Origin of the sequence: Avibacterium sp. 21-586 (assembly GCF_026226775.1) — a bacterium.
Taxonomy (GTDB): Bacteria; Pseudomonadota; Gammaproteobacteria; order Enterobacterales; family Pasteurellaceae; genus Avibacterium.
Genome location: NZ_JAKKOD010000002.1, coordinates 154,680 through 178,823, shown reverse-complemented (window position 1 = coordinate 178,823; position 24,144 = coordinate 154,680). Strand labels below are relative to the sequence as shown.

General features: G+C 40.9%; 17 protein-coding genes. 7 read left to right on the top strand and 10 right to left on the bottom strand.

The window, feature by feature from the left end:
• Positions 1-13: 13 nt before the first annotated feature.
• Together fabR and adhE are read left to right on the top strand one after the other, a co-directional pair.
• Complete coding sequence (gene fabR / locus L5B71_RS08380) at positions 14-634, top strand: HTH-type transcriptional repressor FabR (RefSeq protein ID WP_265757937.1); 621 nt, start codon at positions 14-16, stop codon at positions 632-634.
• 253 nt (positions 635-887) lie between these two features.
• On the top strand, positions 888-3,512 hold the full coding sequence (gene adhE, locus L5B71_RS08375; RefSeq protein WP_265757936.1) for a bifunctional acetaldehyde-CoA/alcohol dehydrogenase: 2,625 nt from the start codon (positions 888-890) through the stop codon (positions 3,510-3,512).
• Positions 3,513-3,631: 119 nt separating this feature from the next.
• Here the strand turns inward: adhE and L5B71_RS08370 are convergent, their stop codons facing one another.
• Together L5B71_RS08370 and L5B71_RS08365 are read right to left on the bottom strand one after the other, a co-directional pair.
• Entirely contained in the window at positions 3,632-4,111 is a 480-nt protein-coding gene (locus L5B71_RS08370; RefSeq protein ID WP_103853920.1) for a Dps family protein, read from the bottom strand.
• 118 nt (positions 4,112-4,229) lie between these two features.
• Positions 4,230-4,799 (bottom strand): anthranilate synthase component II, encoded by a 570-nt coding sequence (locus tag L5B71_RS08365; RefSeq protein ID WP_265757935.1) that lies wholly within the window; start codon positions 4,797-4,799, stop codon positions 4,230-4,232.
• 58 nt (positions 4,800-4,857) lie between these two features.
• Between L5B71_RS08365 and L5B71_RS08360 the strand changes: the two genes are divergently transcribed.
• Positions 4,858-5,853 carry an aminodeoxychorismate synthase component I gene (locus L5B71_RS08360; RefSeq protein WP_265757934.1) on the top strand — a complete coding sequence of 332 codons (996 nt, stop codon included), beginning with the start codon at positions 4,858-4,860 and terminating at the stop codon, positions 5,851-5,853.
• Complete coding sequence (locus tag L5B71_RS08355) at positions 5,853-6,434, top strand: aminotransferase class IV family protein (protein ID WP_265757933.1); 582 nt, start codon at positions 5,853-5,855, stop codon at positions 6,432-6,434. Before L5B71_RS08360 ends, L5B71_RS08355 begins: the two co-directional genes overlap by 1 nt.
• Before the next feature lie 156 nt (positions 6,435-6,590).
• Here the strand turns inward: L5B71_RS08355 and L5B71_RS08350 are convergent, their stop codons facing one another.
• The 6 genes from L5B71_RS08350 to tpiA all read right to left on the bottom strand — a co-directional run bounded on the left by L5B71_RS08350 (position 6,591) and on the right by tpiA (position 21,435).
• Positions 6,591-13,724 (bottom strand): Ig-like domain-containing protein, encoded by a 7,134-nt coding sequence (locus tag L5B71_RS08350; protein WP_265757932.1) that lies wholly within the window; start codon positions 13,722-13,724, stop codon positions 6,591-6,593.
• Positions 13,725-13,777: 53 nt separating this feature from the next.
• Positions 13,778-14,671, bottom strand: a complete 894-nt coding sequence (locus L5B71_RS08345) for an OmpA family protein (RefSeq protein WP_265757931.1) — start codon at positions 14,669-14,671, stop codon at positions 13,778-13,780.
• 482 nt (positions 14,672-15,153) lie between these two features.
• Positions 15,154-18,285 (bottom strand): UDP-N-acetylmuramoyl-tripeptide--D-alanyl-D-alanine ligase, encoded by a 3,132-nt coding sequence (locus L5B71_RS08340; RefSeq protein WP_265757930.1) that lies wholly within the window; start codon positions 18,283-18,285, stop codon positions 15,154-15,156.
• A gap of 215 nt (positions 18,286-18,500) precedes the next feature.
• Positions 18,501-19,145, bottom strand: a complete 645-nt coding sequence (locus L5B71_RS08335; protein WP_265757929.1) for a tellurite resistance TerB family protein — start codon at positions 19,143-19,145, stop codon at positions 18,501-18,503.
• Positions 19,146-19,169: 24 nt separating this feature from the next.
• The gene (brnQ, locus tag L5B71_RS08330) at positions 19,170-20,465 is read right to left on the bottom strand and encodes a branched-chain amino acid transport system II carrier protein (RefSeq protein ID WP_265757928.1); all 1,296 of its coding nucleotides are present in this window, start codon (positions 20,463-20,465) and stop codon (positions 19,170-19,172) included.
• Positions 20,466-20,667: 202 nt separating this feature from the next.
• Positions 20,668-21,435, bottom strand: coding sequence for a triose-phosphate isomerase (tpiA, locus tag L5B71_RS08325; protein WP_017805179.1), 768 nt, complete (start codon positions 21,433-21,435; stop codon positions 20,668-20,670).
• A 167-nt stretch (positions 21,436-21,602) separates the two neighbouring features.
• Between tpiA and L5B71_RS08320 the strand changes: the two genes are divergently transcribed.
• Genes L5B71_RS08320 through L5B71_RS08310 form a run of 3 tightly spaced genes read left to right on the top strand, consistent with a single transcriptional unit; the run spans position 21,603 to position 22,464 of the window.
• The gene (locus L5B71_RS08320) at positions 21,603-22,037 is read left to right on the top strand and encodes a GNAT family N-acetyltransferase (RefSeq protein ID WP_265757927.1); all 435 of its coding nucleotides are present in this window, start codon (positions 21,603-21,605) and stop codon (positions 22,035-22,037) included.
• A 47-nt stretch (positions 22,038-22,084) separates the two neighbouring features.
• On the top strand, positions 22,085-22,282 hold the full coding sequence (locus tag L5B71_RS08315) for a hypothetical protein (RefSeq protein ID WP_265757926.1): 198 nt from the start codon (positions 22,085-22,087) through the stop codon (positions 22,280-22,282).
• 2 nt (positions 22,283-22,284) lie between these two features.
• Entirely contained in the window at positions 22,285-22,464 is a 180-nt protein-coding gene (locus L5B71_RS08310; protein WP_265757925.1) for a hypothetical protein, read from the top strand.
• Positions 22,465-22,542: 78 nt separating this feature from the next.
• On the opposite strand, the gene L5B71_RS08305 is transcribed toward L5B71_RS08310, so the two are convergent.
• Positions 22,543-23,385, bottom strand: coding sequence for a cysteine ABC transporter substrate-binding protein (locus L5B71_RS08305; RefSeq protein WP_265757924.1), 843 nt, complete (start codon positions 23,383-23,385; stop codon positions 22,543-22,545).
• A complete protein-coding gene (locus tag L5B71_RS08300; protein ID WP_265757923.1) occupies positions 23,369-24,133 on the bottom strand; it encodes an amino acid ABC transporter ATP-binding protein in 765 nt (254 codons plus the stop codon). The genes L5B71_RS08305 and L5B71_RS08300 overlap by 17 nt, the downstream gene beginning before the upstream one ends.
• Positions 24,134-24,144: the final 11 nt, after the last annotated feature.

Below are 24,144 nucleotides of genomic sequence, written 5' to 3'. Positions count from 1 at the left end.
AACCGGAGATAACATGGCAGGCATTCGAGCAATTCAAAAAGAGAAAACAAGACGAGCCTTAATTAATGCGGCCTTTAATCAACTGAGTGCAGAAAAAAGTTTTTCCAATCTAAGCTTAAGAGAAGTATCAAGAGAAGCGGGCATTGCACCAACATCGTTTTATCGCCACTTTCGAGACATGGATGAACTAGGTCTAGAAATGGTTGATGAGGCTGGGTTAATGCTACGTCAACTAATGCGCCAAGCCCGTAAACGCCTTGAAAATGGTGGTAGCGTAATTGTCATATCAATCAATACATTCTTTGAATTTATTACCCATAGCCCAAATGTATTTCGACTATTACTACGTGAAAGCTCAGGTACATCCTACGCATTCCGCACGGCTACAGCTCGTGAGATTAAACATTTTATTGATGAATTAACTGAGTATATTGCTGATAAAAATAATTATCCACGCCATATTGCTTATGTACAAGCTGAAGGAATTGCAACCCTCGTTTTTGCCGCTGGCGCAAATGCCTTAGACATGACAAAAGAGGAGCGCGACCAACTTAAAGATCGGGTAATTCTACAACTTAGAATGTTAGCTAAAGGTGCCTCTAACGTGGCATTTAAAGAGCATAGGGAACGGTAGTTTTTCGCTATTTCAATAGGTATTAAAATACACTTAAACATTTCACAGAAATACGCTTCTTGCACTAGGACATTTCTCTCTTAAAAAGTTGTTAAATTAAGGTTAAGTAATTGTAAAATAAGAATTTTATAAACTTTGATCTAGATCAGCGTTTAGTTTTTTAATGCAAAATTGTTTCAGCCTCACGTACTCCAAATAGGTATAATTTTCATATTACAAAATTATCAATTTATAAACTTTAGGAGAAATCATTATGAGTAACGTGGTTGAAAACACAATTAGCCCAGCTCAAGCAGAAGTGAACGCCTTGGTGGAAAAAGGCTTGGTTGCCTTAGAAGAATTCCGCCAACTTAATCAACAACAGGTTGATTACATTGTGGCGAAAGCCTCGGTGGCGGCGCTCGATCAGCACGGTGTGCTAGCAATGCATGCCTATGAAGAAACTGGACGCGGCGTGTTTGAAGATAAAGCAACGAAAAATTTATTTGCCTGCGAATATGTGGTGAATAATATGCGAAATCTAAAAACCGTTGGGGTGATTAGTGAAGATGATGTCACAGGCATTACTGAAATTGCCGACCCAGTCGGGGTGATTTGTGGTATCACACCGACCACTAACCCAACCTCCACCACCATCTTCAAAGCCCTTATCGCCCTTAAAACCCGTAACCCAATTATTTTTGCTTTCCACCCTTCTGCGCAACAATCTTCCGCTCACGCGGCACGTATTGTTTATGATGCCGCAGTGGCAGCGGGTGCACCAAAACATTGTATTCAATGGATTGAAACGCCATCAATGGAAGGCACAGCTGCCTTAATGAAACACCCTGGTATCGCAACCATTTTAGCCACAGGCGGTAACGCAATGGTTGAGGCGGCTTATTCTTGCGGTAAACCTGCTTTAGGTGTAGGGGCAGGAAATGTGCCAGCTTATGTCGAAAAAAGCGCTGATCTTCAACAAGCGGTACACGATATTGTAATGTCCAAAGCCTTTGATAACGGAATGATTTGTGCTTCTGAACAAGCGGCGATTGTTGATGCAGAAATCTATGACGATTTCATTAAAGAAATGAAATCTTACGGCGTTTACCTAGTAAATAAAAAAGAAAAAGCGATGTTGGAAGCATTTATGTTCGGCGCGAAAGCGAACAGTGCAAATTGTGCAGGGGCAAAATTAAACGCCAACGTAGTGGGTAAACCCGCCCATTGGATCGCACAACAAGCAGGTTTTGACGTGCCAGAAAAAACCAATATTCTTTTAGCTGAATGTAAAGAAGTTGGGCCAAAAGAACCACTCACCCGTGAAAAACTTTCCCCAGTGCTAGCCTTGCTTAAATCCCATTCCCGTGAAGAAGGGGTGAAACTTGCCGAGCAAATGGTGGAATTTAACGGTTTAGGCCATTCTGCAGCCATTCACACCAAAGACGCTGCCCTTGCCAAAGAATTTGGTGAGCGTGTAAAAGCCATTCGTGTGATTTGGAATTCACCGTCCACTTTCGGAGGTATCGGGGACGTTTATAACTCCTTCTTGCCATCTTTAACCCTTGGTTGTGGTTCTTACGGTAAAAACTCCGTAGGCAACAACGTCAGTGCGGTGAATTTATTAAATATTAAACGAGTGGGCAGACGGAGAAATAATATGCAATGGTTTAAAGTGCCTTCAAAAATCTATTTTGAACGGGATTCAATCCAATATTTACAATCAATGAAAGGAATGGAACGTGTGGTGATCATCACCGACCGCACAATGGTAGATTTAGGCTTTGTAGAAAAAATTGCGAAACAAATTACCGCACGCGGCAATCACGTTACCTATCAATTATTCGCCGATGTTGAGCCAGATCCAAGCATTGAAACCGTACGCCGTGGGGTTGAGCTAATCCGTAGCTACAAACCAGACACCATTATTGCCCTAGGTGGTGGCTCATCAATGGACGCGGCGAAAGTAATGTGGTTATTCTATGAGCAACCTGAAGTGGATTTCCGCGATCTCGTACAGAAATTTATGGATATTCGTAAACGTGCGTTCAAATTCCCACAATTAGGACGCAAAGCACGCTTTATTGGTATTCCTACCACTTCAGGTACAGGTTCTGAAGTTACGCCATTTGCGGTGATCACCGAAGGGGATAAAAAATATCCAATCGCTGATTACTCACTCACGCCAACCGTTGCCATTGTTGATCCGGCGCTGGTAATGACTGTGCCAGCTCACGTTGCCGCAGATACCGGCTTAGATGTACTTACACACGCCACCGAAGCCTATGTTTCAGTACTTGCCAACGATTTCACCGATGGCTTAGCCTTGCAAGCGATTAAATTAGTGTTTGAAAATCTTGAGCGTTCAGTGAAAGAAAAAGATCCGCAAGCGCGCGAAAAAATGCACAATGCATCAACAATGGCGGGAATGGCATTTGCCAATGCGTTCTTAGGAATGAACCACTCACTCGCACACAAAATTGGCGGTCGTTTCCACACCCCACACGGACGCACCAATGCGATTTTAATGCCGCACGTGATTCGTTATAACGGCACACGTCCGCAAAAAGTGGCAACTTGGCCAAAATACAATCATTACAAAGCGGATGTGAAATACCAAGAAATCGCACGTATGCTCGGCTTGCCTTGCGCAACCCCAGAAGAAGGCGTGAAATCTTTCGCACAAGCTTGTTATGATTTAGCGATGAAAGTGGGAATTCAAATGTCCTTCAAAGAACAAGGCATTGATGAACAAACTTGGCTTGACGCACGCCGTGATATTGCCTTGCTTGCCTTTGAAGACCAATGCTCACCGGCGAACCCACGCTTGCCATTAGTGGAAGATATGGAAGTGATCTTAACCAATGCTTATTACGGTTATGATCCAAGCCAATATTAATTAGCTATGAGGCTGATTGGCACTATTCCGCGTTAATCAGCATTGATCCGCAAAATCAATGAAAAAACCACCGCACTTTAAAAGAGCGGTGGTTTTTTGTTAACTTTTTATTAGAAAAATTAACTGTTACAGCTTTCACAAGCGGCAGTAAACATCCACACTAATTTTTCTTGCTCTTTGATGTAGTCGCTCATTTGTGAAGCCGTGCCTTCATCATCGGCATCAGCAGCTAACGCTAAGATTTCACGCTGCTGTTTTAACAAGGTTTTGAAACCGCTTAACGTGCCACTTAAACAGTCTTGCGCCGCACTCACGCCTGTATGTTCTTTGATTAAAGATTTGGTTAAATACTCGCTGAACGCGTTGCTTGGGGTGTAGCCTAAAGTCAAAATACGCTCTGCGATTTCATCAACTTTCACCACCAAATCATCATAAATTTCTTCAAATTTTGCGTGTAATTCAAAGAAATTTACCCCTTTAATGTTCCAATGATAACCACGCACATTCATATAAAAAACTTGATAAGTAGCAAGTAAGTTATTGAGTTCTTGTGCCAATTTTTCTGAAGTTGCTTTGTCTAAACCAATATTTGTTGCCATAGTATGTTCTCCTCTCTTTTGGTATAGACATCATAAGGATTAATCCCTTAAAAAGAAAATGGATATAAATAATAGATTTGATAGTCTAAAACTATTTATTATTAAATATTTGATAGCTTTAAGTTTTCAACCAGTTGGCAATTAATGCTTTACCCTGTTCTGAAATATAGGATTCAGGGTGAAATTGCACGCCATAAATTGGCAAATAGCGATGTTGCATTGCCATAATCACATCGTCTTCACAAATAGCACTAATTTCTAATTCTGATGGAAAATTCTCCGCGGACACCGCCCAAGAATGATAAAGTCCAATTTGAAATTGTGCTGGCAATCCTAAAAATAAAGCAGAATTTGACCGCACTTTGATTTGTTTCGCCTGCCCGTGTCGCACTTGTGGCAAATTATACAAAGTCGCACCAAAAAACTGGCACAGGGTTTGATGTCCAAGACAAACACCCAAAATTGATTTGCTATGCTGATAGCGTTCCAGCATGGCAAATAATTGTGGATAAGCACTTGGCACATCAGGGCCGGGGGAAATCAAAATATGGCTGAAATTGTCCACTTCATCAAGGCTTAGTTGTTCCACATTCAATACGGAAAATGGCACGTTAATTTGACGAATTAAATCCACCAAATTATAGGTAAAAGAATCGTGATTATTGATAATTAATAAATTTGTGTTCATCTCAGGGATTCACTACAATGACCAAAATGTTTGTTATCTTACTTGATTCATCGCCCTTATGCCATTTAATCACTTTGTACAACAAGCCAACCGTTTAGGTGCGCAGCGCACGCCCTTTTTCTTTTTAATTGATTTTGAACAGCAAAAGCCCATTATTTTCCCCCTTGCAGAATGTGCAAAGCAAGGCATTTGGTTTGAATTTGCAAGCCAAAATAATCTTTCAATGGCACAACAAGCCAGCCCAAATCAGCCCTTTAAACTAGAAAAATTCCCCATTGCTTTTGCCACTTATCAGCAAGGTTTTGAGATTGTGCAAAACGCGTTACAGCAAGGAAATTCCTATTTACTTAATCTGACTTATGCCACACCGATTGCAATAAATTACGATCTCAATACGCTTTTTTCTGCCACGCAAGCGAAATATAAACTCTTGTTTAAAAACGAGTTTGTCTGTTTTTCCCCTGAACCTTTCGTGAAAATCGCACATAACCAAATTTTCACTTACCCAATGAAAGGCACGATTAATGCCAACTTGCCTGATGCAGAGAAGCAATTACTCAATTGCGAAAAAGAACAACGGGAACATTACACTATTGTGGATTTAATGCGTAATGATCTGGCTATCGTAGGGGAAAATGTGCAAGTAAAGCGTTTTCGTTACTTAGAAAAGATTTTCACCGAACGTGGTGCGATATGGCAGACAAGTTCAGAGATTTGCGCCGATCTTAAGGAAAACTGGCAAGCCAAAATCGGCACAATGCTCAGCCAACTTTTACCTGCAGGATCGATCAGCGGTGCCCCAAAAGAAAAAACTGTTGCCACCATTCAACAAGCAGAATTAGGACCACGGGGCTATTACACCGGCGTGTTTGGTATTTTTAACGGCGAAAGCCTAGAAAGTGCAGTAGCCATCCGCTTTATTTCTCAGCAAAACGGAAACTATACTTTCCACAGCGGTGGCGGCATTACCATTCAAAGCCAAGTAGAGCAAGAATATAAAGAATTGTTAGAGAAAATTTATGTCCCACTTAAATCTCAGCAAGGAACAAAATAATGAATTTTCCCCTGTTTGAAACCCTATGTATTGAAAACGGACAAGTACAAAACCTTACCCTACACCAACAGCGTTATGAACATAGCTTGCGTGAATTTTATGCAGACCAATCTTATGAAATTTTTTCCCTCGCAAAAATTCTGCAAAAAAACACCGCACTTTGGGCAAATCTTCAAAGTCCGATTATCCGCTGCCGTATCGACTACAACGCCATGCAATATCGCCTGCACTGTTTTCCCTATCAACGCAAAAGTTACCAACGCTTCCAGCCGGTGATTTGCGATGACATTGACTACCACCTAAAATATAGCAACCGTGCCATTTTCAACGAATTGCTAAAACAAAAAGGTGATTGCGATGAAATCATTATCGTTAAACAAGGCAAAATCACCGATTGTACTATCGGCAATCTCATATTGCGCCAAGGCTCACAATGGTTCACCCCCGACAGCCCATTATTAATTGGCACACAACGCACAAAATTATTGCAACAAAATAAAATCAACGAACGTACTATATTCCTAACCGATTTAGTAGACTATGAAGAAATTCGATTAATTAACGCATTAAATCCCCTATAGATGATAAATTCGCTCTGAAGCATTTATTTTTCTGGTGCAATCTGTAACTTTTCTTCCATTAGCTAATGTTTAAGCAAATAAAAATAAGTTCTTTCCTCTATAAAAAAAGCTCACCGAAGTGAGCTTTTAGCAACCATCTATTTGATAGGATAGATATTACAGAATATTCCAGCTACGAGCCAGTTCTTCTTCAACTATCACTGTACCATTTGAGTAAGTATTATAAGTGTAACCTGTCACAGTTTCACCTTGTGGTGTTTCAAATGTTACCTGCTGACCTTTAGTATCTCTATCAATACCAGTTTGCCATTTATTAGCACTTGCTGTGCCATATACATGCAAATTATCACCTTGGAATTGACTGAAATTAAAGGTGTAGTGCTCTCCTTCAAGCTCAAGGTACTCTAAGTTGGTAAGCAAGTCAGAAGAATAGATGTCGTTATCATCATCATAACGGTGACTGGCAATAATCAACAAATCTTTATCACCAGTACCAAAATCTATTTGGTTATCTGAACCACTGTAGCCACTACCATTACTTGGCTGACCACTAATTACAACAACATCATTCCCATCACCCATATCAATGCGGTTATTACCTGCCAAAATGGTTGTTTGTAGTAAGTCATCACCTGAGCCAGCAATAATAGTCGAACCATTAATACCTTGGTTAAGGACATACATTTCATCATTACCATTTCCCATATCGACCACAGCATTATTTAATCGTGCTTCAGTAGAATTATCCAAGTTAAGATAGTCGTTACCATCACCAGTATTAATATTGACTACTTGTCCTAAGGTTTCTCCACCAATGATATAGCCTGTTTTGATGATATCATTACCAGCACCACTGTTAATCTCAATCGCTGCATCATTAGGACCTCCATCAATAGTTTGCTTAACGACCAATAAATCAGAGTCTGCAGTAAATTTATAAGTCGAATCCGCAACACTCTTTTGGTAGCTCGGTTGAGAAATACTGCCCGCCCACTCAGTACCTGCATTAGATGGACCAGTCGTTTCAGTCATATCCACAGTTAAGCGATTCAAGCCATCAATCACATTGATACCTAAATCAGTTGGATTAGTGGTATCAATATCAAACACACTTGTCCCTGCTTTATTTGCCACTGTAGCTTCTATAACATAGCTCACGCCATCCTTAATCCAATCGGCATCTGGTCCAACTGATACCGACCAACGACCACCTTGTACTTGAGGCGTTCCTTCGAACACTACTACTCCATTTTCAATGACTTTAACAGTAACTGTTTGGCCATCTTCAACATTGGTGGTTGAACCTTCAATCGTAAAGCCACTGGCTTTCTCTTGGCTATTAATGGTTGCGTAACCATCTCTATCCAATGGGCCTTGGTGATCCTCTGCGAAAGTATCAATGTCAATGGTAGGTTGAACCTTTGAGAAGTTTTTATTTTGCACTTCCAATGTAGCTGTAGCCGTCTCTTTACCATCGCTGACTGTATACTCAATGGTTGGAAGTGGACCAGTATATCCTTTTTCTGGCGTTACAGTATAACTACCATCACTATTCACTGTTACCTTTGCAATGTTTTGACCATCTTTAGTGATTGCTGTCTCTTGTCCTAAAACCAACGAATCTGGTACACCATCACCATCCACATCCACTTTTGCTTCAGTAACTGTTAATGGGTCGTCATCAGGATCACTGTCATTGCTCAATACATTACCTGTTGCAGGTTTATCATATGAACCTTCACCTTTATCATTCTCTGCAACTGGTGGGTCATTATCAGCATCGGCGTCAGCATCCGCATCTGCGTCGGCATCCGCATCAGCATCTGCGTCAGCATCAGCATCAGCATCAGCGTCAGCATCAGCATCAGCGTCAGCATCAGCATCAGCATCAGCGTCGGCATCCGCATCAGCATCTGCGTCAGCATCAGCATCGGCATCAGCGTCAGCATCGGCGTCGGCATCAGCGTCAGCATCGGCATCTGCATCTGCGTCAGCATCGGCATCAGCATCGGCATCAGCATCAGCGTCGGCATCAGCATCCGCGTCAGCATCGGCATCGGCATCTGCGTCAGCATCAGCATCCGCGTCGGCATCGGCATCTGCGTCAGCATCGGCATCGGCATCGGCATCGGCATCAGCATCCGCGTCGGCGTCGGCATCAGCGTCTGCATCGGCGTCGGCGTCGGCATCGGCGTCAGCATCGGCATCTGCGTCCGCATCGGCATCGGCGTCAGCATCAGCATCGGCATCTGCGTCAGCATCGGCATCTGCGTCAGCATCGGCATCTGCGTCAGCATCGGCATCGGCGTCTGCATCGGCATCAGCGTCGGCATCAGCATCAGCATCGGCGTCAGCATCCGCATCTGCGTCAGCGTCTGCATCGGCGTCAGCGTCCGCATCAGCATCAGCGTCTGCATCGGCATCAGCGTCCGCATCAGCATCAGCGTCGGCATCGCTTTCATTATTGCCTTTTGCTGTATCACTATCCTCTGGACCTACATTACCCGCATCGTCTGTTCCACGTGCCGTAACCTCTGAACCATCTTGTACTTTATCTGCCGGAATAGTCACAACACCAGTATTTTGATCCACTTCTACACCTGGGTTTTCTTCTGGGTTGAGGATTGTCCAAGTACCGTCTATACCTTTTTCTACAGTTACTGTGTGATCGTTACCATCTTCATCTGTGTAAGTGATGTTTACATCCTTAATGTCCGGATCCGTCGGCGGTGCAATCGTCACTGAACCATCTGGTTGAGCTATCACATCTGGTGCACCTGGAGAAACCGTGTCTACTGGCTCTTTTGGAATGTTCGGCACTGGGTTAGTGGTATCGCTGTCAGGATCACCTGTATTCCCTGCTTTGTCTGTTGCTGTTGCGCTAACAGGTTTGTCATCAGCCACTTTATCCGCTGGAATAGTCACCACTCCTGTATTTGGATCAACCGTTACTCCTGGATTATCTTCTGGATTGGTAATTTCCCATTTACCTGTTTCAGGATCTCTCACCACCACAACAGTGTGATCAGTGCCATCTTCACCTGGATAGATGATGTCCACTTCTTTAGTATCCGGATCAACTGGTGGTTCTATGGTCACTGAACCATCTGGTTGGGCTACCACATCAGGTTTACCTGGTGGCGTTGTGTCAACTGTACTGGTATCGCGACCTTTAGGGCTGTCAACACCATCTGGATTCACCACTTTTGCGGTTACTTTTAGTGTACCGCCTGTTTCTGGGATATCGTCTGCTGGTACAGTAACAATGATTTCACCATTGGCGATGTCTTCTGGTGTAAGCGTTTTAGTTACATCTGGTTGACCATCACCATCAGTGTCAACTTCTACGGTGTCACCTTCTTTGGCATCGTTTGGTAGGGTCACTTTCACTTGAACGCCATCTTCAATTTCTTTGCTGTTCAATACGCCATCACCGCCATCAAGAATTTCAACACCAGGTTGACCGCGTGGTGGTTCTTTGTCTGTTAAGTCAATAGGTTCTTTCGCAGTGTCGCTATCTGTACCGGTGTTACCTGCTTTGTCTGTTGCGGTGGCAGTTACGGTGCCGTTATCTTTTACTTTATCAGCTGGAATGGTTACCACTCCAGTGTCAGGATCAATGCTTACACCAGGGTTCTCGTCTGGATTTGTGATTTCCCATTTACCCGTTTCAGGGTCTTTCACCACGTCAACGGTATGATCGATATCGTCTTCACCTGGGTAGGTGATGTTTACTTCTGTTGTGTCTGGATCAACTGGGTCAACTGTCACTGAACCATCTTGGTTAGCATCAACATCTGGTTTAGGAGCAGCTGTATCAATAGTTGAAATGTCATTGCCTTTTGGACTAACGGCTCCGCTGCTGTTAGTAATGGTGGCCGTCACTTCTAAAGTGCCTCCTGTTTCTGGCAGGTCTTCTGTAGGAATGGCCACTTCAATCTTACCTTTGGTAATGTCTTCTTCGGTAAGAATGATGTTTTGATCTGGCACACCATCGCCATTGACATCAACATTTACCGTATCGCCAGGTTTAGCACCTTGAGGTAGACCAGTTTCTACTTTGACACCATTTTCAATTTCATCTGCATTCAAAATACCATCGCCACCGTCCAAAATAGTTACAGTCGGTGCACCAATCGGTGCTTCTTTGGCCGTATCCGTATCAGGCTCGCTCACATTGCCACTATCATCTGTGGCAGTGGCGGTTACATCACTACCATCCTTCACTTTGTCAGCTGGAATAGTCACGATACCAGTGTTGGGGTCAACCGTTAGGTTAGGATCGCTGGTGGTCCATTTACCGTCATCCCCTTTTTCTACTGTTGAGGTATGTTCGTTACCTGACTCATCCGTGTATGTAATGGTCACTTCTTTGGTATCAGGATCAGCTGGTGGCGCCACTTTCACAGAACCGTCGTTTTGTGCTTCTACATCAGGAGAGGTGGGTGCAGTGGCGTCTTTCGCTGTATCCCTATCCTCCGGACCTACATTACCAGTTTCATCAGTTGCACGACCTACTACTTCGCTACCGTCTTTTACTTTATCAGCAGGAATGGTCACAACGCCGGTATTTGGATCCACTTCTACACCTGGGTTTTCATCTGGGTTAGTGATTCTCCAAGTGTCATCATCACCTTTCTCTACGGTTACGGTTTTATCATTACCGTCTTCATCAGTGTAGGTGATTTCTACTTCTTTGGTATCTTTATCTGTAGGTGGTGTTACAACAACTGAACCATTATCTTTCGCATCCACATCTGGTGCACTTGGTGCAACGGTGTCAATTGGATCTTTTGGAATATTTGGTTTCTCTTCCGCAGTTACAGTATCGTCTTTGCCTGTATTGCCTGCTTCGTCTATTGCTTTACCTGTAACTTCACCGCCGTCTTTCACTTTATCTTCTGGAATAGTGATTACGCCAGTTTCTGGATCTACAGTTACACCTGGGTTTTCATCTGGGTTAGTGATCGTCCAAGTGCCGTCATCACCTTTTTCCACCGTTACAGTGTGGTCTTTACCGTCTTCACCTGGATAAGTTACTTCTACTTCTTTTGTATCTTTATCCGCTGGTGGTACAACAGTGATTGAGCCATCTGGCTGCGCTATTACATCTGGTTTACCTGGTGGAGTTGTGTCAACTGTACTGGTATCGCGACCTTTAGGGCTGTCAACGCCATCTGGATTCACCACTTTTGCAGTGACTTTTAGTGTACCGCCTGTTTCTGGGATATCGTCTGCTGGTACAGTAACAATGATTTCACCATTGGCAATGTCTTCTGGTGTAAGCGTTTTAGTTACATCTGGTTGGCCATCACCATCAGTGTCAACTTCTACGGTGTCACCTTCTTTGGCATCGTTTGGTAGGGTCACTTTCACTTGAACGCCATCTTCAATTTCTTTGCCGTTCAATACACCATCGCCGCCATCAAGAATTTCAACACCTGGTTGACCGCGCGGTGGTTCTTTGTCAGTTAAGTCAATAGGTTCTTTCGCAGTGTCGCTATCTGTACCAGTGTTACCTGCTTCATCCGTAGTCGTAACAGTTACTTCGCCACCACCTTTCACTTTATCTGCTGGGATGGTTACGATACCTGTATCTGGATCAACAGTTACCCCTGGGTTTTTATCTGGATTAGTGATTTCCCATTTACCCGTTTCAGGGTCTTTCACCACATCAACGGTATGATCGATATCGTCTTCACCTGGGTAGGTGATGTTTACTTCTGTTGTGTCTGGGTCAACTGGGTCAACTGTCACTGAACCATCTTGGTTAGCATCAACATCTGGTTTTGGTGCGGCAGTGTCAACTTTGGCTTCATCAGTGCCTTTAGGGCTTACTGCACCATCGTTATTCGTGATGGTTGCTGATACAGTTAATGTGCCGCCAGTTGCTGGTACATCTTCTGTTGGTACGTCAACAATGATTTCACCTTTTTCGATGTCTTTTGATGTAAGTGTAACAGTTACATCTGGCTCACCGTCACCATCGGTATCCACTTCTACCGTATTACCTTCTTTGGCTCCCTTTGGTAGGGTGATTTTCACTTGAACGCCGTCTTTTACTTCTTCGCCGTTTAAGATGCCATCACCGCCGTCAAGAATCTCAACGATAGGGGCTTTTACTGGTGGAGCCTTAGCTGCGTCACTATCGCCTTCACTTGTATTACCAGCTTCGTCTGTTGCGGTTGCAGTTACTTCGCCACCGTCTTTTACTTTGTCTTCTGGAATGGTAACAATGCCAGTTTTTGGATCAACTGTTACACCTGGATTCTCATCTGGATTCGTAATCATCCAAGTACCATCTTCACCTTTTTCTACGGTGACTGTATGGTCTCTACCATCTTCACCAGGATAAGTGATTTCTACTTTTTTTGTGTCTTCGTCAGCTGGTGGGGCAATTTTTACTGAACCATCATTTTGCGCTTCTACATCAGGAGAAGCTGGTGCAGTCGTATCAGGATTGTTACCCGCAGTATCACGCCCTTCTGGTCCTTCGTTGCCAGCTTCATCAGTTGCCCTGCCGACTACATCGCTGCCGTCTTTTACTTTATCAGCAGGAATGGTTACCACACCAGTATTTGGATCAATCGTTACACCTGGATTATCACTTGGGTTAGTAATCGTCCATTTTCCATCACTGCCTTTTTCTGTCACGATAGTATGTGATTGGTCATTTTCATCAACATATTCGGTTGTGACTTTTTTCGTATCTGCATCTCTCGGTGGATTAATCACTACGCTACCGTCATCGTTTGCAATAACATCAGGTGCTGTTGGTGGAGTCGTATCTTTACTACTTTTACCACCATGTGCCAATGCAATCCCACCCAGTGCTAGCGGGATTAAACCTAATAACCACCACGGACTAAATGCCCATAATGCGCCAATCGGTTCGCCACCTAATGCTTGCCCTGCTGATTCCTGATCTGAAAGCTCTGTTACTGCATCCGCTTTTAAGGTGCTTTCTGGCACATAAGGGTAAACGTTGCCATTTTCATGTAAACCAACAAGCAAGCTAGTATCCGCTGCTTGGCCATTTTCATCATAATAATCTTTGATGATTAAATCTGGACTTTCAATATCTGAACCTTCAAACGCGATTTTTAAATCTTTTCCATCACGTTTAATCATAATATTTTCAGGACCAAAGCCTGTTTGGTCATCAATTAACTGATAATTGACTTTGCCTTTCGCGCTCACTTCTACCGCTTGCTTTTTGCCCGCTGTAATATTAATTGTTTCTCGCGTTTGCTTCGCATCATTAATCTTTAATGTGATTTGTTTTGTCATTACTTTTTTACCTTTAAACTCTTAAATTTCTTAGATAATATATCTAAACACGATTATTCTTGTGTTCCGTGTACAACAATGCTTACACGACGATTTGGTTGGTTACACATTTGGCGTGCTTTGGCATTTTTCGGATGTAATTCACGGCAATTTGCAATAAGTAATTCCGTTTCTCCACGCCCTTCCGCTTTAATTAGACGACCATCAATGCCACCAGCAGTAAGCGCTCTTTTCACGGTGTCTGCACGTTTTGTCGATAATTTTAGATTGTATGCGTCATTACCTTCTGGGTCGGTATGGCCTACAACAACAATATCTGCAATCTTATCTAGATTTTGTTTAATGTCTGCTGCCACTTCGGCAATTTCTTGTTTACCTTTTGGTAGCATATTTTGATAATCTGCACGGTTAAATTTAAATAGGGCAGAGGCCTCTAGATTGTATTTTTTTAACACTTTAGGACAAGATTTTAAGTGGTCCACACGGGCTAAGGTATGGGTTTGCTCTGGCAACCCTTTTAATTCTTCTTTCGCTTGTTCTGGTGCGACAGCTTGTAAAGCTGGTCTTCCATTGTGGGAAACCACTTTAAAGAATGACACCGCATTGACCGGTAAATCATAATAAGTACCGTCTTTTGCTTTTTCACGATAACCTGGGTCTTGGTGAGTAAACTCCGCATATAAACGTTGATTTTCGGCACAAACCATCTCTTGACGGTAGGCGTTTGGTTGTAAAGAAGCCAAATATTCGCCATTGATATAAGTATTAACTGTCGGTCCTTCAATCGCATGAGCTTCACGGTAAATCACAACTGAAGCATATCCTTCTTGAACGGAGTTGGTGTAAGGCACGCTGACCGTATCAACCCAAGTTAAGTTTTGAGATGAACATCCTACGGTCGCTAAAGGGAATAATAGCAAAGCAAGTTTTTGATATTTTAATATCATAAAATTGGATTCCTCTTGGTTAAAATATTACATAAAGAAATTCATTCTCTATCGGAATAAATTTTATTTTCAGGCTTAATAAAAACTCATCAAAAAGCTTTCTATTAAGCCTGTGACGGTATACTAATGATGAATAATATATTTAAGAAAATACTACTCGCAAAACCAATAGGTTTTACGTTTAATATGCATTTTTTAGAGGACCTACTTACAGAATTAAATTGATAATTGTCAAGCTCCAAGAGTCCAATTATGATAAAATGGATATCTAAAACTGATTAGTGGAAAAATTATCAATAGTCCTAGAATAAAAAAGAAACTGAAACTTTTCTTAAATAGTTTCTTTTTTATTGAACATAATCTGTAAAGACCACACAGCCACCTGTGCAAAAGACGAACAAGGTGTGATTGAAATTTATTATGGAATAGATCAAAACTCCATCACCCTTATTTGGTATAATTGAAAAACTCTTTGATTTAGATCAAGCTTCTCTAATAAATAATCCACTTAATCCAATGGAGTTGGAACCTTTCAGCAAGATTAAGTCATGTTCTTTTATAAGGTCTGGTAATGCTATTTTTAACTGCTTCACATTATCAAATATAGAAACGCTTTGTTTTACCTGTGATAAAATAGGTGCGACCACTCTACCCACAATACTCCCTACTAATATAATGTGGCGCACTTCGATGGTTTTAAGTCTCTCTCCCAACTGGTGATGATAATGATCGCTATCCTTGCCTAATTCCAACATATCGCCAATAATAAGTACTTTGTTCTTAATTGGTTGTGCAATTTCAGCAAAATTATCCAATGCTGCACACATTGAAAGTGGATTGGCATTATAAGCATCATCAATCACCTCAATATTAAAACCGTGGAATTGGGTTTTAAATTGTTCATTTCGTCCTGATACAGGTGAAAAAGAAGATAATCCAGCAAGGATTTTTTTCATATCAAACTGAAAATAATGAGCAATCGCCAAAATTGCCATCGCATTTAGCACAAAATGCTTACCACTTACGGCTAATTTCACTTGAACTGTTGCGCCGTCAGGGAAAACAATTTCAGATACTCTTTTACTATAAGTTATTAACTTAACATCTGCCTGTGAATGCTCTCCATAAGTTAACACCTTCAATCCTTTGGCTTCTGCTAAGGGTGCAATTAAATCAAATTGTGGAATATCACGACAGATAACCGCCAATTGTCCCTTTTTCATTGACTCAAAAATACGTGCTTTTTTCAGTGCGATATTTTCAACTGTATGATGATATTCAAGATGAGCCGGTGCAATATTAGTAATAATTGCAACATCTGGCTGTACTAACTGACTATTAAGACTCATATTGCCTATTGCCATCTCCAATACCCAAAAATCATCGCGCTGATTCATTGATGCCATATTCCAAGCTATTCCTATTGGCAAGTTAGCGCTAGATAAAGTTTGTTCTACTTTTCCAATTTGGTTTAAAGTATGAGAAAGCATAAAAACCGTACTTGTTTTACCCGCACTTCCAGTTACACCTATTACCTTACCTTTAAATGCGTTTCTTGATGCCAAGCCAATATCTAGTACAGCACGGCGAATATCTTTAACCAATAATACTGGCACATCTGTTGTATAAATCGCATTCTCATCATCTGTGATTACTCCCGCTGCTTCTCTTCTTAATAATGAATTAATGCTCACTCTAGGTAAGTATCCCTGCGTCATTCCTTTACCACGTTCAACCAATAAATGATGCGGTTTAAAACTTTTTGGCCAAGCACAAATCCCACTCGCAAACCAACTTTCTTTTGGTTCAACAATCCAACGGCCATTTGTAATTCTAGGCAATGTTACTTTGTTTAATAAATTGGGTATTTCTGTACTGGATCCTTTTACCTGGCTTGTTGGATATTTTCCGCTTAAAAGAATTTCTCTATATCCAACCAGTCCAGATAAATAATGCTCTACATCATCAATACGCACACGGAAAGCGTGATGACGGATAAAAAAACCATGCAAAATTCTTTGTGGGTTCTTGAAAAACATCGCTACTTCAGGATAGAAGAAACCATTAATTAAATATTTTGCTCGATTATGTAAAGCTTGATAGAACAGGGATACATCAAAATCTGCCAAAACTTCATCTTTGTATTCAGGAAACTCATCGAGCTTTAATAACATTTTGTGAAAGGCGACTGAAAGTTCTAGCAAGGTTGGGAAAGTAGTAATACGATTATTAATAAAACTCACATAACCATCAATATTTCTTACCGCAAACGCAAAATATTTTTTCTCTGGTAAGTATTTGACTAGCTCATTGGAGCAGTAGGACAACCAGTGATCGTGAGCTTTTTCATGTTTATTTTCAATAAAATAATCAAATGCTTGAACCACACAATCCAACCAACGTGGATCTTTATCTATGCCATAAAGACGCATTAACCCAAAGGCCGCTTCTCCATCATAATAAATAATGCGATTTTCTTCTTTTACTGACAAATCCTCGGCATTGAGAACATGCACAAACCCACCGTTAGCTTTCTGCATCGCCAAAATGCCACAAGCTAATTTTTCACAAAGCGCAAGATATTGTTGCTTACGCGAAGTGGTCGGGAATACGGTCAAATACTTAACCAAAGCCAAAATGGCAACTGCATTTGCCCCTAATTTGATTTCATTCCCCATATCAATGACATAAGCTTTATCTGCATAATCCCGAATTGACTGTGTAATTAAATAATCTAATGCCTTATCTATTTGCACTTTCACATCTGCAAAGCATTTTTCATCAATATTCTGATCGCGACTCAGTGCTTGTTGATAATAGGATTGATAACCCTCTAGCATTGCATAAGTACTACTCGCATGGCGCAAGGTATTGTAAGTAGGAATAATGCGATCGAAGCAAGGAAAATAACCATATTCATACATACCATTTTCTTTAACTTGCTCAGATAAATAATGCGTTGATAACTGGATTAATTGCTCCACTTGTGGAAGCTCAAAATTAGTAACTTTACGATGCCCTTGATAACGAGGCTGCGTATCTAAACTATAGTATTGTGCATTTTCTACATCAATGAAAAAGCCAGCTGTTTGAAATACAATCACTTTTTCATCAGACACAAAATCAGGCATCTGGCTACTTCCGTGACGAGCCTTAATATAACGCACTAAGTTGTCTTGATTTACACAAGCAGAAGTAACCTCCGCCCCTGAATATAAACAAGCATTTGCATTTAACTCCATTTCTGTTAATAGCAACCAAGGTTCGCGTTTACCTTCAAACGCAATTCCTGCACGGAAATAATTACGTTTATAACGAGATAAATTATTGTTAAATTTATCCCATACAGTCAAATTAGCATTTAATACCCATTCTAGTCGGATATATTTGATTGGGTGCTCAAATTTGTTTTGTAACAAAGATATATTCGCTTGCACCTTATCAGCTAATCCATCCGCACTCAAAGCTGATATATCAAGCCATAATGTCTTTACCTTTGCTCTTACCATACCATCGCTCACGGACAAAATAATCACCTGCGATAAAGGGTTTGAAGCATCGTAAATTCGGTTATTTTTCACTTCATTACAAACATCTAGCACCAATTGCTTCATTTTTCGTTCCTTAAAAATAATTTCCCGTAAAAATCACATCTCACAATTTCATCAGAGATGAAAAAACTATACCCAAATTTCACCGAAAAAACTAATTTATTTAGGGGTTGTATGTGATTAGAGCTGTGGTTTTTGAGTGAATAAAAAAATAATCGAAATACAAAAATGGTGCACTATTTAGTACACCATTTTGACCAGATAGGACGTTTAGAACTTTAAAAACCAGCTTGTTTTTCTAACTGTTCTACTAACGCATCATCGAGATTAAGCGCTGTCGCAAGGTTACCAAGAAAAACAATTTCTTTTCGATCTAACTCACCACATACAACGCGAGCTGCCAAATAAACTTGAGATGCTAATGCCGTATCACTACCTACTTGTTGAGCAATTTCAGCAATTGAAATAGGCTGTTCAAGTTGTTTTTGTAGCCAGTTGTACACTTCAGGATCATTACCCGCTTCAGTGATGATGAGTTGTTTTTCTTCATCACTTATTGCACCATCTGCGGCGGCCGCGGCGATCATTGTTTGCAGAATTAATTGCCCTGATGTGGCTTTTTCTGCGGTATCTACAAAGGTTTCTTCGCTAAGAGTTGGATCAAGTGCGGTTGAATTTTGTGTATTTTTTTGCTGGTATTGTTGGTAAGCTTGATAGGCTAAACTTCCCAATGCAGCTAAAGATCCTAATTTGGTCAGGCTTGCACCGCCATTTCGTCCAAATAACATTGAAAGTAGCCCTATCGCAGCTACCCCACCTCCTGCTTTAGTTACCTTATCTGCAGTTGAATTACCATTGATTGTTTTACCAAACTGATCTTTGGCAACATTAAAAACTTGATTCAAAATTTTATTAAAATCCATAGGAATATTCTCCATATTAACTAATCATGATTCGTTCTTCTTAAATAGAATACTAAAAATCATACCCAATAGTGTTGGTAATAACCAAGTTAATCCTTCTTGATGTAATGGAATTTTATCTAAACCAGCTTGGATAAAGTGCGGTAATAATTCCATATTTTTTAAGCTATCCATAATACTAAATAAGGCCGTTATGCCAATAATCAAGGTAAACCCTTTACGATTAATATGCAATTTTTTGCGCAATAATTGCATTGCAACTAGCATAATAGCTATAGGATATATCAATAATAATGCTGGAATGGTAACGCGTAGTAAGGTATTTAGCCCAGTTTCTGAAATAATAATCGTACTAATAGTAAATATCACCACAAAAAACGTATAATTTAGACGTGGATGGAATTTAGAAAAATAATCGGCACAAGCGCTAGTGACCCCAACAAGCGTAGTAAGACTCGCCAATAACACAATACCACTCATTATCCAAGATCCTTCTCGACCAAATAAGGCATTCACATATTGAGCGAAAAGCTGGCCACCATTACTAGATGTTTTGGCCACTTGCTCGCCTGTAGCCCCTAAATAGAATAGGCAGAAATATAGTAAACTCAATAACACAACGGATACCGTACCAGCAGTAAGTGTATATCGTACAATTGCACGGCTATCAGACACACCTTTGACTGCCAATGCTCGTGCGACAATGCCACCAAATGCCATTGCTGAAAGCACATCCATTGTTTGATAACCACTAATTAATCCTGTTGCTACAGCTGAATGATCTTTATACGCGGCGCTAGGTTCAACCACAGGAGAAAGCGGTGTATTAACCACTTGGAAAGCTACTATCGCTAATAACACTAGCAAGGTTGGCGCCATAAATTTCCCAATACTAGAAATCATTGTGCTACGTCCAAGCATAAAGCTCATTCCAACTAAGTTAAACACGACAGCAAAAATAATATGCGAATATTCACCAGAAATTAAATTAAGCGGTTGCCACGCCATTTCATAAGCAACGTTAGTGACCCTTGGCATTGCAAAGGTTGAACCGATTACTAAATATAAAATTGTCCAAAAGGTAACATGTGCCCATTTCGGCAAATCCACCGATAATTCTTCACCACGCCCTTTTAGCGTTACGACGATAAGCGTGATAAAAGGCATTAAAACACCTGTTAATAAAAAACCTAAAGCGCCCCAAAACCATAAATTCCCAGCTTGATAGCCTTCCATTGGTGGGAAAATAATATTTCCTGCGCCTAAAAACAGGGAAAAAATCATCATTCCCAATATTGCCACATCTTTTCCAGATAACATTTTACCGATCCTTAAAAATTTCGAGTTAATGGTTGTATGAACGTAAATTCGCAAGACTTTTGTCTAAATAAGGGCGTTTTTATAGAGATTTATTAGAAGATTGTCAAGAAAGGATTGTTCTTGCCAAAAAATCAAGGAAAGAAATAACAAAATTGCCCCTCAAAAAGAAATTCATGGGGCAATTTTTAGATAATATCAAAAATTAATTTTTCGCTGCAGCTGCGGCTTTCACGATCACGGCAAAGGCCGGAGCTTTTAATGAAGCACCGCCTACTAATGCACCGTCAATGTCTGGCTGGGTAAATAATTCTGCGGCGTTGGCATCATTTACTGAACCGCCGTATTGAATGATCACTTGATCTGCCACTGCTTGAGATTTCGCTGCGATATGACCACGAATAAAGGCGTGAACCGCTTGTGCTTGCGCTGGAGTTGCTGATTTGCCTGTGCCGATTGCCCAAATTGGCTCATAGGCAATGACCGCGCCATTGAATGCTTCTACGCCTAATGCATTAATCACGGCATCAATTTGGCGTGCGCACACTTCTTCCGTTTTGCCTGCTTCGTTTTCCGCTTCAGATTCACCAATACATAACACCGGCACTAAACCAGCTTCTTTAAGTGCGGCGAATTTTTTCGCAATAAATTCATCACTTTCTTTGTGGTAAGTACGGCGTTCAGAATGGCCGATGATGATGTATTTCGCACCAAAATCTTTTAACATTGCAGTTGAAATATCACCGGTGAACGCACCTTGCACGTTTACATCAACATTTTGCGCGCCTAAGGCAATTTGGCTGCCTGCAAGTGCCGCTTCGGCTTCGGCTAAATACATCACTGGCGGTGCGATCGCCACATCACAACCGTTTACGCCTGCTAATTCTGCTTTTAAGCCTTCGATTAGCTCTTTGGTAAACGCTTTGCTACCGTTTAACTTCCAGTTACCCATAACTAAAGGACGACGTGCCATAATTTTTCTCCATAGTAATTAATAAAAAATAACCGCATTACTATATCAAATTTTTTCTATGCTTCCGTTGATTTTAGGCAAATTTGAAAAAATTTTTTGTGAAAAGGTGATTATTCTGGATTAAAAAGCTACAATCTACTGTATGAATTTCACAAAAAATCATCAATATGAAAATTTTTAAAGCTGAACAATGGAATTTAGAGCTATTACTGCCCCTTTTTGAACAATATCGTCTTTCACAAGGTATGGCGGAAAATCCTGATCGCACCTTAACGTTTCTCACCAACCGTATTCGTTTTAGTGAAAGTATTTTCTTCCTTGCAGTGGACGATCAACACCAAGCTCTCGGCTTTATTCAGCTTTATCCCCGTCTTTCTTCCTTACAACTGCAACGCTATTGGCAACTGACGGATATTTTTGTGCTGCCACAACAAAATTCTACTGAAATTTACACCGCACTTATTGCCAAAGCCAAAGAATTTGTGCGTTACACGCAATCCACGCGTTTGGTGGTGGAACAAGATCCGCATCAACAATCCTTGTTAGAAATGGCTGGCTTTAGAGTTAATCCTGAAAAACAGATTTTTGAGCTTAGGCTGTAATCAACTTATCTAATTTTCAGTTTAATCACAATCCAATTTGGAGCTCCATGAAATCAGTAAAACACATTATTTCTGTATTAGTGGTTGGATCAGCGGTGTTGGCTAGCGTGCCAAGCTATGTGGCAGATTTCGCAATAACTAACGTAAAATTTAAAAAAGTGCATCATCAGCCAATTACAGCGCTAAAATTAAAGGTTGGCAATGTCGCCGTTATGCGTTTTATGCTCAAGAAGGACAAACCTTAACCGTGAAATTAAGTGCCAAAGGGATAGCTGAAGCCATTATGTACAGCGAAGAGAATTTCGCACCAAACACGCCATATATTCTGCTAAAAACAGGGCGCTATGAAGTGTGCATGCTACAGCCAAAAGCACAACCCATCAAAAAACTCACGTCTAGCTATAAATTAAACATTAAACTTCAATAAGTTAATGCTCTAAAAAGAAAAGTGCGGTGGAAATTTGTTAAATTTTTTCACCGCACTTTTTATTTTTTCAATTTAAACTTAATAAGCCACTAAGACATCTTTTTCGCTAATTGTATCGCCATAGACAGGCAATAAGGTTTTATCGTAAGCTTGCTTCAATATGCCTTCCTTGCCTAACTTCTCAATTTCATTGTTAAGCCAATTGAGTAATGCTGTGTCGCCTTTTTTCACTGCTGGTGCAATAAAATCTTGATCGCCTAGATTTTTGATACCCACAATGAAACCTGGATTTTCTTTTGCCCAAGCAAAGAGTAATGTATTATCGTGTGCTAACGCATCACCACGTCCATCTCGTAAAGCCTCAAAGGTTTCTGTATTTTGTTCAAATTTTAATAATTTGATATTAGGATAATTTTTACTGAAATACGCATCTGCGGTGGTTCCTTTATTTACTAACAACGTTTTGCCTTCTAATTGGCTGATGTCTGTGATAACCGCACCATCTTTAGATACCACACCTAAAGCAACCTGCATATAAGGTTTAGCAAAATCGACCACTTCTTTACGTGCAGGCGTAACGGTAAAATTCGCCAAAATAATATCTACTTTATTAGATTGTAAATATTCCACACGATTAGCAGCCTCTACTAGCACATATTCCACCTTGTTTTCGTCACCAAGCAGATCCTTAGTAATTGCTTTGGCAATTTCCACATCAAAACCTTGGCTTTTTCCTTGGTTGTCCACATAGCCAAAAGGTGGCTTGTCGCTAAACACACCAATGCGCACACTGTCCGCTTTTTGTAACTGCTCAAGACGAGCTTGTGATGTATTATTTTCTTTATCATTACAAGCACTTAAACTTACTGCCAGTACGGTTGTGGCCAAAAGTGCGGTGATTTTCTTAAATGTTTTCTTCATAGTCGATTCCTCTCGGTTCATAGTTTAAGATGTTTAAAAAGCTCTTTGCGCGATCTGTATTCGGATTAGTAAAAAATAAATCTGGCGTGTTTTCCTCCACGATTTTTCCTGCGTCCATAAAAATAATGCGATCAGCCACTTGGCGCGCAAACGCCATTTCGTGAGTGACAATAAGCATTGTCATTCCCTCTTTAGCTAATTCCAAAATCACGTCTAATACTTCACGTACCATTTCTGGATCTAGGGCGGCGGTGACTTCATCAAACAGCATAATTTCTGGGTTCATACATAAAGATCGTACAATAGCAATGCGTTGTTTTTGCCCACCAGAAAGTTCTCTTGGATAGGCATTTTTGCGATCTAATAATCCCACTCGCTTAAGTAATTCATCAGCTTGCTTTTCCACCTCCGCACGGGAACGCTTTTGCACTTTCATTGGGCCGAGCAAAATATTATCAATCACAGAAAGATGAGAAAATAATTCATAGCTTTGAAAAACCATTCCAATATGTTGGCGAGCTTGCACCCAAGGCACTTGCTTGCCTAACACACCTTGATCTTGCAAGACGATTTCACCACCTTGAATGGATTCCAGCCCATTAATGCAACGCAATAAGGTGCTTTTTCCGCAGCCTGAAGGCCCGAGTAACACCACCACTTCGCCCTTTTTTATAGCTAAATCAATACCCTGAAGTGCGGTGGTTTTTTCGTATTTTTTTACCAGTTGGTTAATTTCTAATAATGCCATTTTAATTTCCT